Genomic DNA, 14,691 nt, shown 5'->3' on the forward strand with positions numbered 1-14,691 from the left:
ACGTTTGATATATGGCATTCTATATAGTCGATATTTCTTCCTTGCCTTTATTGTATTTTCCTTTGTACTACTTCAAATACTCTTTCAATGGGCAATCAGTACTTTTCAGTCCTTCGGCAATGCTTTTTGCATTCATGTGTGCTCCCTTCAGGGAAGTATGCGTATGGTCGTGGTTATAGTAAGCAGCCGCTTTCTTGATACCCACCTTTTCCAGTTTATCGGCACTAATCTTATTTAGATCAATGAAGTAAGCCCCGGTAGCTTCGGCTGCTTCACGTGTCCATTTGCCGAAAGACTCTGTGTTGCGTTCTATCTTTCCATCTTTCCATTTGTTGCGTGGAGTATGGCTTAGAACGATAGGAACAGCTCCTTTCTCCTGAACGTCCATAATGAATTTCCGAAGATACCAGCCGAATGTATAAATCACCTGATATTTCCCTGTTTTCTCCATCAAAAAGACTTTGCTCTCGTCACCGGAACCACGCAGTTCGGCACGGGCTTTGCCTACATTAATGTCTCCCGCATCATTATGTCCGAACTGAATCAGCACAAAATCTCCCGGCTGCAAGGCATTATAAACCTTATCCCAACGACCTTCGTCCAGGAAAGTGCGGGCACTGCGTCCTGCCATGGCACGGTTTTCTACAGAAATTTTATCCAGATTGAACTCATCGGCAATTACGCTTCCCCAACCCCACATACCGTTTTTGTCTTTATCTTCATTTCGGACTGTACTGTCTCCGATAGTAAACAATACCGGACGTTCCTCTTTACGACTGGAGCCTGTCACAGTATCCTTCTCAACGGGCTTCAGATAATTGGCCAATTCCAGTCCCTCATAAGCACGTATTCCATCCGCAGCAGATTCCGCATTGACTTTAGCGCCGAAAGCACTTGTGTGTATACGGTCGATGTAGAACATATATTTCACCTTATTCTTACCGAACTTCTCGAATTTGCAGGCACTGATATCATTCAAATCAATAAAAGGAACCTCCTGTTCTTCGGCTACTTGTTTTGCCCACAATCCGAAAGTCTTGTTCACACGTGTGATAATGGTGCTGTCTTTATCTTCCCAAGCATTGCGGGGAGTAAGCGAGAATAGGATAGGATGAGCGCCTTTTGCTTTTACATCCTGAATAAAACGGCGCATATATTCCCCGTATGTATATACGGTTTCTTTCACTCCAGTCTCTTTGATGGTTACGTTCAGCGTATCTTTGCCGATTCCCGGAATAGAGGCGCGGGCACGTCCGCTGTCATAAGGACCATTGTCATTGTGTCCCAATTCGATGATAACCCAGTCTCCGGGGCGTACACCTTTGATTACATCCGGCCAAAGACGGTTGTAGAAAGTACGGCTGCTGGTACCTCCCAACGCATGATTCTCAACAGTAATCCGGTTGGAATCGAAATATTCGCCAGTAAAATAGCCCCATCCCCATTGTCCGTTGTTGCCATTGCCTAAAGTTCCGGTACGCATGGTCGAATTACCTACCAGAAACAGAACAGGGTTGTCACCTTTACGGCTGGAACCGGCTTCCGGTCGCGAGGTACGTGCTTTATTCAGGCTATCCAGCGTGTTGTCAACTACCTGATTGACATCTGCCATGGGAGCGGAAACTTTATTTTGCGCTTGCAGTTGCAAACTGAATGTAATGGCTGTCAGCCAACATATATACGGGAATAATTTGCTTTTCATAAATCTATTTTCTTTGAACTCCCTCACTGACTTGTGTTTAAACAGTCAGTGAGGGAGCTAACTACTAACTAACCTCTAACTAAACCTAATGAATGATTATCTTTAAACCTAATGAAAAAACAGTGTATGTTATTTTAATTTATAAACTTCTGTTCCGGCAAGCAGGAAACAACCGACTCCATAATCTTCAAAATCAGGTACACTCTTGTAAGTAACCGGCTGTCCGTCTTTAGGCTCCTTACCTGTTCCCTGCACATATCCCAGAAATCCGTTCGGGTGTACGGCATCTTTCACCATAGCGTTCCATGCTTTTAAAAGGACGGGAAGATACTCTTTACGGTCGAGCAATCCGTTGCGGACTCCCCACGCCATACCATAAACAAATAAGGCTGTACCGGAAGTCTCTTTTCCTCCGAAGTTCGTCGGGTCGTGAAGACTGACATTCCAGAAACCATCTTCACGCTGACATTTCTTCAAAGCCTTGCTCATGGTCAGGAAATCATTGATATAGTCCTGACGGTGTTTCTCGTCAGAAGGAATTTCATCCAATACACGTACCAAGGCAGCATATACCCATCCGTTTCCACGACTCCAATAGCAATCTTCGCCATTCGGCTCTTTATATGGAGGATTGAAATCCTGATCGCGCCACCACAGGCCGTCTTTGGGGTTGAACATACCCGTTTCATCGTGTTGGCTGCGTGTGTAGTAGTACATATCCCACATCTTATCGTAGTATTTCTGTTCTCCGGTCATCTTTCCAAATTTAGCGAAGATAGGCATTGCCATTTGCACAGCATCAATCCACCACCAGTCGTTCACCTGCGGGGTGTTCACCACCATATCGATACTCGCTTTGATATTCCGAATCATGTTCGGGTCTGACGGGCAGATTTTATAGATATCAATGTACGCCTGTCCGCAACAATGGTCGTCCGCATTACGGGTAGTATTGCCGTTGCGCATTCCCCATTTGTGGAAATCGGCCCAGTCGTAAGTATACTTATAATAATCCTCACGCGGATAAATAGAATAGAGAGCCATCAATCCTTCATAATATACACCACGCGTCCATATATTGCTGGGACGTACACGACCGTAAAAACTGGGAGTAGTGTAATCGGCATACTTTTTCATAAAGTAGTCATTAACCTTTATGATATTCTCTAAAGTCTCTTTTTGTGTCGGGAGTTCTTGTGCTGCGACCGTATGGACTGGTATCAGACAAGAAAGAAGCAATCCTGTAAAGAGTAAGAATAGTGGTTTCTTCATGGTACAATAGTTCTGTTTTATTAATTTGCTGTTTATACTAATTTCTATGGCAAAGGTAAGAGACGTTCTTTTCTTTTTCAATGGATTTCCGTGCAAATGTCTTTAAATTCGTTCACGAGACGGCAGAAAATAGTGTTAAAAGTACGTCTAATGATGATTTCTACATATATCTGTACAATATTCTATTTTATCAATGGGCTGCGTCCTTTACTTTTGTGTTGTAATTTGATTAATCGATAAAACTATGAAGTGCATAACTCTTTTTTTTAGTTTCTGCCTGATAGCTATCTCCTCGATAGCCCAGCCAAACTATGACTTTTTGAACTTGAAACGCGAACGTCTGGGACGTGGTATAATTGCTATCCGGGAGAATCCGTCTACTGTGGCTGTTTCCTGGCGTTATTTGTCTTCCGACCCGATGAATGAATCTTTTGATATTTATAGGAACGATGAAAAGATAAACAAACACCCGTTGAAGGATGCCACTTTCTTTCAGGATACCTATGCAGGGACAGAATCTGTACTTTATACCGTGAAAGCAAGGGAAGGGAAAACGGAAAGTAGCTATCAATTACCGGCAAATGCCCCATTGGGTTATCTGAATATTCCGTTGAACCGCCCCGAAGATGGTACGACTCCGTCAGGGCAAAACTATTTTTATGCTCCGAATGATGCCAGTATCGGTGACGTGGACGGTGATGGCGAATATGAGATTATTCTGAAATGGGACCCGAGTAATGCACATGATAATTCACATGACGGCTATACGGGAGAAGTATATGTTGATTGCTATAAGTTGAGCGGAAAACTATTATGGCGTATTAATCTGGGACGTAACATACGTGCCGGTGCACACTACACCCAGTTTATGGTGTTCGATTTCGATGGTGACGGCAAAGCGGAAGTAGTGATGAAGACCGCGGACGGAACGGTGGATGGAACAGGCAAAGTGATTGGGGATGCGCAGGCTGACTATCGGAATGAACAAGGACGTATCCTGACCGGACCGGAATATCTGACAGTTTTTAACGGATTGACAGGAGAAGCGATGCAAACAATTGATTATGTGCCCGAAAGAGGAGACTTGATGGGTTGGGGAGACAGTCGTGGTAATCGCAGTGACCGTTTTCTGGCCTGCGTTGCCTATCTCGACGGCATACACCCAAGCGTAGTGATGTGTCGCGGATATTATACACGTACTGTATTGGCTGCCTTTGACTGGGATGGAAAGGAGCTGAAACAACGTTGGGTATTCGACAGTAATAATCCCGGTTGTGAAGATTATGCCGGACAAGGAAACCACAACCTGCGGGTAGGTGACGTGGACGGTGACGGATGCGATGAGATCATCTACGGTTCATGCGCCATAGACCATAACGGCAAAGGACTCTACACCACGAAAATGGGACACGGCGATGCCATTCATCTGACTCATTTCGACCCCTCTCGTAAAGGGCTGCAAGTATGGGATTGTCATGAAAATAAACGTGATGGTTCTACCTATCGGGATGCAGCTACCGGAGAAGTTATATTTCAGATTAAAGACAATACAGATGTAGGGCGTTGTATGGCAGCTGATATTGACCCGACTCAACCGGGCGTTGAAATGTGGTCTGTTGCTTCCGGAGGAATAAGGAATGTGAAAGGAGAGGTGGTAAAAGACCGGGTAAGAGGTTTATCCTGTAATATGGCTGTTTGGTGGGATGGAGATTTGTTGCGTGAATTGTTGGATAGAAATATGGTCAGCAAATATAATTGGGAAAAAGGAGTGTGTGAGCGCATAGCCATTTTTGAGGGAACTTTTTCCAATAATGGAACCAAAGCGAATCCTTGCCTTCAGGGAGATATCGTAGGTGACTGGCGCGAAGAAGTACTGATGCGTACAGCTGATAATACAGCTTTACGGCTTTACGTCTCCACTATTCCTACCGACTATCGTTTTCATACTTTCCTCGAAGATCCGATTTATCGTATAAGTATCGCTACCCAGAATGTGGCTTATAATCAGCCTACACAGCCCGGATTCTATTTCGGGCCAGAGCTTCAGGGCACTGTATTCAGAGGATGTAAAATACCTAAAAAATAGATTATGAATATTCGTATCATAACCATTGCTTTATTACTGGCAACTTTGCCGGTTAGTGCACAGAAAAAGAAAACGGTAGTAAATGATTCAAATACTCCTTTGCATTTGCTGCAACCTGCTTATCAGGGCACTTATGGTGACCTGACACCCGGACAGATCAAGAAAGATATAGACTGTGTATTTGCTTATATTGATAAGGAAACTCCGGCACGTGTGGTAGATAAGAACACTGGTAAACTGATTACCGACTACACTACGATGGGAGAGGAAGCGCAACTGGAACGTGGTGCTTTCCGTCTGGCAAGTTACGAATGGGGAGTAACCTATTCTGCCTTGATAGCAGCTGCCGAAGCCACGGGCGATCAACGTTACATGGACTATGTGCAGAACCGTTTCCGCTTTCTGGCGGAAGTGGCGCCTCATTTTAAGCGTGTGTACGAAGAGAAAGGCACAACAGACCCTCAACTACTGCAAATCCTCACTCCTCATGCCCTGGATGATGCCGGGGCTGTGTGTGCAGCGATGGTGAAAGTCCGTGTGAAAGACCGCTCACTTCCTGTAGACGGATTAATTGAGAACTATTTTGATTTTATTCAGAATAAAGAATACCGGTTGGCAGATGGTACTTTTGCCCGCAATCGTCCGCAACATAATACACTTTGGCTGGACGACATGTTTATGGGGATTCCCGCAGTAGCCCAGATGAGCCGTTATGACAAGGTTCAAAAAGAGATATATCTGGCGGAGGCTGTCAGACAATTCCTGCAATTTGCCGACCGTATGTTTATCCCCGAAAAAGGATTGTATCGTCATGGATGGGTGGAAAGCAGCACCGATCATCCTGCCTTTTGTTGGGCGCGAGCCAATGGGTGGGCTATGCTGACAGCATGCGAATTGCTCGATGTATTGCCGGAAGATTACCCCCAACGCGCGAGAGTGATGGATTATTTCCGGGCTCATGTACGCGGAGTGACTGCCTTGCAAAGTGGAGAAGGGCTTTGGCATCAATTGCTCGACCGGAATGATTCTTATCTGGAGACGTCTGCTACGGCTATTTACGTATACTGTTTGGCACATGCTATCAATAAAGGCTGGATTGATGCCATTGCTTATGGACCTGTCGCTCATTTGGGATGGCATGCCGTGGCCGGTAAGATCAATGCGGAAGGTCAGGTGGAAGGCACTTGCGTGGGTACGGGGATGGCTTTCGATCCTGCTTTTTATTACTATCGTCCGGTCAATGTATATGCGGCACATGGATACGGACCGATGCTTTGGGCAGGTGCGGAAATGATCTCTCTATTGAAGAATCAGTACCCGCAGATGAATGACAGTGCCGTTCAGTATTATCAGGTGAAACAGAAGACGACTGCACCTATTTTTGCCATCGATACAGAAGAAAAGAAAGATTAACTTTAAATAGATAGAACCATGAAACGAGAAGCTTTTAAAATGTATTTAAAACCCGGATGTGAAGCTGAATATGAGAAAAGACATGCTGCCATCTGGCCTGAATTGAAAGCATTGCTTTCCAAAAACGGAGTGTCGGACTATTCGATTTATTGGGATAAGGAGACCAATATCCTGTTTGCTTTCCAGAAAACGGAAGGTGAGGCCGGTTCGCAGGACTTGGGTAATACGGAGATTGTGCAGAAATGGTGGGACTATATGGCGGATATCATGGAAGTGAATCCGGACAACTCACCGGTGTCTATTCCTTTGCCGGAAGTATTCCACATGGATTGATTTTTTAGTAATTAGGTGAGCCGTTTCTTTCATTATCTCAACTATCTTGACTATTTTTGTCCAACATTTATTATTAATCTTGGAATCTATATGATGCAAAGACACCTTTTGATCTTTACCTTTCTTGTTAGTTTTGTGTTGAATGCTTATAGTGCAATTGAGCTTCGTTCTACACAAATGAGAACGAGTGACGGCCTTCCCAATAACTCTATTCGATATATTTATCAGGATAGTAAAGGTTTTTTGTGGCTGGCTACCTTGAACGGGTTAAGTCGTTATGATGGCAACTCTTTTCTCACTTTCCGTCCGGAAATCGGTGATGAGGTATCTTTGGCAGACAACCGTATTTACGATCTGACAGAAGATAAAGATGGCTTTTTGTGGATTTCTACTACACCTGAATTATATAGTTGCTATGATTTACAACGTGCCCGTTTTGTGGACTATACCGGTTGTGGCGAGTTAAGGCAGAATTATTCAACGGTTTTTGTCGCTGCTAACGGAGATGTCTGGCTTTCCCATTCGGGAAATGGCTGCCGGAAGATGGTACATCAGAAAAATGGTGAGATGACATCTACCGTATTCAGGACCGAACGTGGAAACCTGCCGGATAACCGGGTGAAATTTGTGAATGAGGATGCCAGTGGCCGTATCTGGATCGGCACTCAATGCGGACTGGTTTCTGTCTCCAACGGACAATATCGGATAGAAGACCGATTAATTCACTTCACTTCTTCGCTGGCCTATAAGGACGATATGTATTTCCTTACAGCAGATGGAGATATCTATTATTATCAGGAGGCTACTCAAAAGATGCAAAAGTTGGCTTCTCTTGCCACTGTGGCAGGGGCGACATCGCCAACCGGAAATTTCCTGTTGAAAGATAAGTGGGTGATCCTGACTACTACCGGAGTATATACTTATAAGTTTGCTACCGGAGAGGTGGCCGCAGATCCTCGTTTGAATATTAAAAAGGGAGAATTGATACGTGATAATCGTGGAGATTATTGGATATACAATCATACGGGACGGCTTACATACGTGCTTGCCGAAACCGGAGAGAGTAAGGATTTCCAGTTGATTCCCCAGGATAAGATAAGCTATATCGACTTTGAACGTTATCATATCGTCCATGATTCCCGGGGAATTATTTGGATTTCAACCTATGGAAATGGGCTTTTCGCTTATAATACTGCCGAAGATAAACTGGAACATTTTGTGGCGAACATTAATGACCAGAGTCATATCAGTTCGGATTTCCTGCAATATGTGATGGAAGATCGTGCCGGTGGCATCTGGGTAGCTTCGGAATATTCAGGCTTGTCCCGTATTTCCGTATTGAATGAAGGAACTTCCCGTATCTATCCCGAATCCCGTGATTTGTTCGACCGGTCGAACACCATCCGTATGCTTACCAGAATGTCTAATGGAGATATCTGTGTAGGTACGCGTAAGGGGGGATTATACACCTTTGATTCAAGCCTTCATTCGAAAATGACCAATCAATATTTTCATTCTAATATCTATGCTCTCACCGAAGACAAGCAGGGACGAATGTGGATGGGAACTCGTGGAAATGGTCTCAAAGTGGGAGATACCTGGTATTATAATAATCCTTCTGACCTGACAGCCTTATCCGATAATAACGTTTTTGCCATTTATCGCGACCGTAAAGACCGCATGTGGATAGGAACATTTGGCGGTGGGCTGGAACTGGCTGAACCTACTCCCGACGGTAAATATAAATTCCGTCATTTCTTCCAGCAAACATTCGGAATGAGGATGGTGCGTGTGATAGAAGAAGACGCAAATGGGATGGTGTGGGTAGGAACCAGTGAGGGTATTTGTATTTTTCATCCGGATTCACTGATTGCAGATGCTGATAATTATCATCTTTTCAGTTATACAAACGGAAAGTTTTGCAGTAATGAAATCAAGTGTATCTATCGGGATACGGAAGGGCGGATGTGGATTGGTACGTCCGGTTCGGGACTGAATCTTTGTGAGCCGCAGGATAACTATTGTTCTTTGAAATATGAACATTACGGAACTTCCGAAGGATTGGTTAACGATGTAATCCAGTCCATTCTGGGAGATAAAAAGGGGAATCTCTGGGTTGCCACCGAATATGGTATTTCCAAATTTAATCCGGCTACCCATTCTTTTGAAAACTATTTCTTTTCTTCCTATACACTGGGAAATGTGTATAGTGAGAATAGTGCCTGTATGCGCGAAGATGGAAAACTGCTTTTTGGCACAAACTACGGATTAATAGTGATCGATCCTGAAAAGATACAGGATAACGAAACTTTCTCCCCGGTTGTTTTCACGGATTTATATGTCAATGGAACCCAGATGAATCCGCAGATGGAGGACTCTCCATTAAAGCAATCGTTGGCTTATTCGGACGAAATAACCCTGAAGTTTTTTCAGAACTCATTCTTGATAGATTTCTCTACTTTTGATTATTCGGATAGCGGTCATACCAAATATATGTATTGGCTGGAAAATTACGATCAGGGATGGAGTGCTCCTTCTCCTCTGAATTTTGCTTCGTTTAAGTATCTTAATCCGGGAACTTATATACTTCACGTCAAGTCGAGCAATGGAACGGGTGTTTGGAATGATAGCGAGACTACACTGAAAATTGTAATTGTCCCTCCATTCTGGAAAACGACTTGGGCAATGCTGGGTTATGTGCTGTTATTAATCATAGCCTTGTACTTTGCTTTCCGTATCGTTCGTAACTTTAACGGCTTGCGTAACCGCATCAATGTAGAAAAGCAGTTGACAGAATATAAACTGGTGTTTTTTACCAATATCTCTCATGAATTCCGTACTCCGCTTACCTTGATTCAGGGAGCATTGGAGAAGATTCAACGTGTGACTGATATCCCGCGTGAATTGATATATCCGCTGAAAACAATGGATAAGAGCACGCAGCGTATGTTGAGGCTTATCAATCAGTTGCTGGAATTCAGAAAGATGCAGAATAATAAGCTGGCACTCTCTTTAGAGGAAACGGATGTCATCTCTTTCCTTTATGAAATATTTTTGAGCTTCGGAGATGTAGCGGAACAAAAGAATATGAATTTCCGTTTCCTGCCTTCGGTGCCGTCCTATAAAATGTTTATTGATAAAGGAAATTTGGATAAGGTGACTTATAACCTGCTTTCAAATGCCTTTAAATATACTCCTTCGAACGGAACAATTATTCTCTCGGTGAATGTGGACGAAGGGAAGCAAACCTTGCAGATTCAGGTTTCGGATACGGGAGTCGGCATTCCTAAAGAGAAGCAGAACGAATTGTTCAAACGATTTATGCAGAGTAACTTCTCCGGTGACAGTATCGGTGTAGGGTTGCATTTGAGCCATGAACTAGTTCAGGTACATAAAGGAACGATTGAGTATAAGGATAATGAAGGCGGTGGTTCTGTGTTTACCGTATGCATTCCGACGGATAAGACGGTGTATTCGGAGAAAGACTTCCTTGTCCCGGGCAATGTACTGCTGAAAGAGGCGGATGGACATGCGCATCATTTGTTGCAGCTCTCTGAAGAACTTCCTGACTCGGAAAAACTGGCTGTTCCTCTGAATAAACGGAAAGTCTTGATTATTGAAGATGACAATGATATTCGTGAATTCTTGAAAGAGGAAATCGGAGCCTATTTCGAAGTAGAAGTTGCTGCTGACGGTACATCCGGATTTGAGAAGGCACGTACGTATGATGCCGATTTGATTATCTGTGATGTTCTGATGCCGGGAATGACGGGATTTGAGGTAACTAAGAAGCTGAAATCGGATTTTGATACGAGCCATATTCCTATCATTCTGCTGACTGCTTTGAGTTCGCCGGAGAAACATCTGGAAGGTATAGAAGCCGGAGCGGATGCTTACATAGCCAAACCGTTTAGTGTAAAATTGTTGTTGGCACGTGTATTCCGCCTGATCGAGCAGCGCGATAAATTGCGTGAGAAGTTCTCCAGTGAACCGGGTATTGTGCGTCCGGCCATGTGTACCACTGACCGGGATAAAGAATTTGCAGATCGGTTGGCTGCCATCCTTGAACAGAACCTCGCCCGGCCTGAATTCTCTATTGATGAGTTTGCACAGATGATGAAGTTGGGACGAACGGTATTTTATCGGAAACTACGTGGAGTAACGGGATATTCGCCTAATGAATATTTACGTGTTGTGCGCATGAAGAAAGCAGCCGAGTTGTTACTGTCGGAAGATAATCTGACGGTTGCAGAAGTCTCCTATAAGGTGGGTATCAGCGATCCTTTCTATTTCAGTAAATGCTTCAAAGCTCAATTCGGAGTAGCACCGTCCGTTTATCAACGTGGTGTGAGTAATGATAGTGATTCTACGCAAGATTAGGATGGAATTTTATCCATCTTGTTTCCGGACCTTTATATTGAATAATAGTCCTTATATTTGTGTACAATAGTCCATTGTGCAATAGGGAAGGTACACCTATCTTTGCAGGGTAAATAGTGTCTGGTTATATGTATCCATGTATTTAATCATTATAATAGAATCATGAAAACACTTTCTTTTTTTATTCTGACTTTTTTCTTTTATGCTTTCTGTATAAGTACCCTGTCGGCAGCAGATTGGAAAGTTTATGTTGCTAAATATAAACAGGACAAGACTTGTGCTATCTCCTACACTTTTGATGATGGTTTGGCAGAACATGCCACTGTGGCTGCACCTGAATTGGAGAAGCGTGGCTTTAGAGGAACTTTTTGGGTTTGCGGTTATTATACGGAACAAGGAGCATCATCCAAATTACCTCGAATAACTTGGGATGAACTAAGGAAAATGGCAAAGAACGGGCATGAGATTTCTAATCATAGCTGGTCACATCAGAATGCGAAGCGTTTGACTTTGGAACAAGTAAAAACTGAAATAGAAAAGAATGATAGTGCAATTTTTGCCAATATAGGCGTTAGACCTGTCACTTACTGCTACCCGTATAATTATAAGACTGATGAAATTGTAGTACTGGCTTCCGAAAATAGGGTAGGGACACGTACCAGGCAGATTTCGATCGGTGGGAAATCGACTCCCCAACGATTTGCCAAATGGTTGGATGATTTAATGAAAAAAGAAGAGTGGGGAGTAGGTATGACTCATGGAATTAATTATGGTTATGATGCTTTTAAAGAGCCTTCTTTATTTTGGGAACACTTGGATAAAGTGAAGAGCTTGGAAGATAAGATTTGGATAGGTACATTCCGTGAGGTAGCTGCCTATATAAAAGAGAGGGATGATGTTCAATTAAATATTGCCATGAATAAAAAAGGGTTGACGATTACTCCTGAAATGACATTAGACAAGAATTTGTATACAGAACCACTAACCATGGTGCTTGTGGGGGAAGAAGTGAAGGAAGTATCCGTGAAACAAGGCAAAAAGCAGCTTTCTGCACATATCTCCGGAGATAAGGTTATTTTCGATTTCAATCCGTACGCAGGGAAAATAAAAGTAAGTTTCAACTATAAATAATCAAAGAATGTACATGAAGAATAAATTAGTACTATTACTCTTTCTTATCTTGACAAGTGTTGTCAGTGTCAGTGCTCAAACTCTGCCCGATCAGAAGGAAACATTAGAGGTTATGAAAAAGGTGAACGGTTACTTTATGAAAAAGTATGCCGATTACACTACTCCCAGTTTTTATGGTCGTGTACGTCCCAGTAATATCTGGACGCGTGGTGTATATTATGAAGGATTGATGGCTCTCTATTCTATTTATCCGCGTGAAGATTATTATAAGTATACTTACGACTGGGCCGATTTCCACAAATGGGGAATGCGCAACGGCAATACTACCCGTAATGCGGACGACCACTGTTGCGGGCAAACTTACATTGACATCTATAATATCTGCCCGTCAGACCCGAACATGATCCGGAATATCAAAGCAAGTATCGATATGGTGGTGAACACCCCGCAGGTGAACGACTGGTGGTGGATTGATGCCGTGCAAATGGCGATGCCTATCTTCGCCAAATTCGGAAAGATGACCGGAGAACAGAAATACTACGATAAGATGTGGGATATGTACTACTACACACGCAGCCAACACGATGAAACGGGTATGTTCAACCCCAAAGACGGCCTGTGGTGGCGCGATCAGGATTTCAATCCTCCATATAAAGAGCCGAATGGCGAAGATTGCTATTGGAGTCGTGGAAACGGATGGGTATATGCTGCCTTGGTACGTGTATTGGATGAAATTCCTTCTGACGAGAAACACCGTCAGGACTATATCAATGATTTCCTGACCATGAGCAAGGCTTTGAAGAAATGTCAGCGTGAAGATGGTTTCTGGAATGTCAGTCTTCACGACCCGACGAACTTCGGAGGAAAAGAGACTTCCGGTACAGCCTTATTTGTTTATGGTATGGCGTGGGGAGTCCGTAACGGATTACTCGACCGTAAAGAGTATCTTCCCGTCCTTCTAAAAGCATGGAGCGCTATGGTGAAAGATGCCGTACACCCGAACGGATTTCTGGGATATGTGCAGGGAACAGGCAAGGAACCTAAAGACGGACAGCCGGTTACTTACAAGAGTGTACCTGATTTTGAAGATTACGGAGTCGGTTGTTTCCTGCTTGCCGGAACAGAGGTGTACAAATTGAGATAATACATATCGGGCGTAACCAACCAGTCATCTTTAAAATAAGGCAGTCGAAGGCAATTTCTCTTTTTTACGTTATTGCTTTCGACTGCCTTTTCTATTTATATGGAAATAGAATAATATACACTTCTCCATAGGTAATTATACTCTGGAGTCCTTTGTTCCCCTGAATGAATAATTGCCAAGGTATTTGCGTACAATCGTCCATTGTGTAGTTCAATAAGTACGTCTACATTTGCAGAAGTAAAAAATTAAAAAAAACAATAACTTAAAATGAAGACATCAATGAAAAACATGTATTTAGCTGCTGCTATGGTAGTGTCATTAGTTTTTTCTGCTTGTAGTGACGAAGAGTCGGGAAAAGCGGACCGTGCTTATAAACCCATCGAAATTTTCGGAAATATCAATGAAGTGGTGAATAATGTTCAGGAAACTCGTGCTGTCGGTGCGGCATGGGGATCAGACGATCGTATTGGAGTAACTGTTGAAACAGATGCAGATAATGCGACGGCTAATGCAGTGGATACTTATATCAACATCCAATATCGCAATGAAGCCGGTGGTGCATTCCGTGTTGTAAATGAAGGTTCAACAGATAATAATATCCGTTTGAAGGGAGAAGGTGAGTTTACTTTAAATGCCTATTATCCCTATCAGGGTACGAACGGGACATTGCCGGGTACGGAAGGGGTGATTGCAAAAACGATAAGCGGTGCAGATCAGGCAACGGACAAACAATCGCAAATAGACTTTCTGTTCGCCAAAGCTACCGGAGTTCGTGCGGAGGCTCCCGTTACATTTGACTTTTCTCATAAAATGACCAAAATCATATTGAAGTTTAAAGCAACCAATGGTGCTACACTAAATAATATGAAGGTTTACCTGAAAAGTCTGCAGTTGGAAGGCTCTTTTGACGTAAATACCGGTGTGGCTGTTGCTAAAAGTGGTGCTACTCCGAACTCGGAATTAAGTATGGACATTGTTAAACCGGCAGAAGGCGAAATGACTGCATCTATTATTCTATTCCCGCAGGATATGCCGGAAAAAGTTTTGCTGGAAGTGAGAATGAATGATGAAACCTATACGCAATACATGCCCGTCCAGAATCTGGAAAGTGGACATGCCTATCCTTACAATGTGACATTCGAAAATCCTGCTATGACAATTACCAGAGCGGAAATTGAAGACTGGATTGTAGAAGAGGATAAAGATGTGACTGCTTCGGTTACTGAATAA

At 43.3% G+C, this 14,691-nt stretch carries 9 protein-coding genes; 7 read left to right on the plus strand and 2 right to left on the minus strand.

Annotation, left to right across the window (positions count from 1 at the left end; genetic code table 11):
* Window positions 1–67 precede the first annotated feature (67 nt).
* Both H8796_RS11385 and H8796_RS11390 read right to left on the minus strand, forming a co-directional pair.
* A complete protein-coding gene (locus tag H8796_RS11385) occupies window positions 68–1,702 on the minus strand; it encodes a rhamnogalacturonan acetylesterase (protein ID WP_187343978.1) in 1,635 nt (544 codons plus the stop codon).
* 129 nt (window positions 1,703–1,831) lie between these two features.
* Entirely contained in the window at window positions 1,832–2,974 is a 1,143-nt protein-coding gene (locus H8796_RS11390) for a glycoside hydrolase family 88 protein (RefSeq protein WP_004304448.1), read from the minus strand.
* 244 nt (window positions 2,975–3,218) lie between these two features.
* On the opposite strand from H8796_RS11390, the gene H8796_RS11395 reads away from it, so the two are divergent.
* The 7 genes from H8796_RS11395 to H8796_RS11425 all read left to right on the plus strand — a co-directional run bounded on the left by H8796_RS11395 (window position 3,219) and on the right by H8796_RS11425 (window position 14,691).
* Window positions 3,219–5,060: a rhamnogalacturonan lyase gene (locus H8796_RS11395; protein ID WP_117937027.1), complete on the plus strand. Its 1,842-nt coding sequence runs from the start codon at window positions 3,219–3,221 to the stop codon at window positions 5,058–5,060.
* Window positions 5,061–5,063: 3 nt separating this feature from the next.
* On the plus strand, window positions 5,064–6,473 hold the full coding sequence (locus H8796_RS11400; protein WP_117937029.1) for a glycoside hydrolase family 105 protein: 1,410 nt from the start codon (window positions 5,064–5,066) through the stop codon (window positions 6,471–6,473).
* Window positions 6,474–6,491: 18 nt separating this feature from the next.
* Window positions 6,492–6,806 carry an L-rhamnose mutarotase gene (rhaM, locus tag H8796_RS11405; protein ID WP_004301580.1) on the plus strand — a complete coding sequence of 105 codons (315 nt, stop codon included), beginning with the start codon at window positions 6,492–6,494 and terminating at the stop codon, window positions 6,804–6,806.
* A 90-nt stretch (window positions 6,807–6,896) separates the two neighbouring features.
* Window positions 6,897–11,186 (plus strand): two-component regulator propeller domain-containing protein, encoded by a 4,290-nt coding sequence (locus H8796_RS11410; protein WP_117937031.1) that lies wholly within the window; start codon window positions 6,897–6,899, stop codon window positions 11,184–11,186.
* Between the two features lie 162 nt (window positions 11,187–11,348).
* The gene (locus H8796_RS11415; protein ID WP_117937033.1) at window positions 11,349–12,317 is read left to right on the plus strand and encodes a polysaccharide deacetylase family protein; all 969 of its coding nucleotides are present in this window, start codon (window positions 11,349–11,351) and stop codon (window positions 12,315–12,317) included.
* A 13-nt stretch (window positions 12,318–12,330) separates the two neighbouring features.
* A complete protein-coding gene (locus H8796_RS11420; protein ID WP_117937035.1) occupies window positions 12,331–13,461 on the plus strand; it encodes a glycoside hydrolase family 88 protein in 1,131 nt (376 codons plus the stop codon).
* Window positions 13,462–13,740: 279 nt separating this feature from the next.
* Window positions 13,741–14,691, plus strand: coding sequence for a fimbrillin family protein (locus H8796_RS11425; protein ID WP_117937083.1), 951 nt, complete (start codon window positions 13,741–13,743; stop codon window positions 14,689–14,691).

The sequence above is a fragment of the Bacteroides sp. M10 genome, from assembly GCF_014334015.1.
In the GTDB taxonomy this organism is placed as follows: domain Bacteria; phylum Bacteroidota; class Bacteroidia; order Bacteroidales; family Bacteroidaceae; genus Bacteroides; species Bacteroides intestinigallinarum.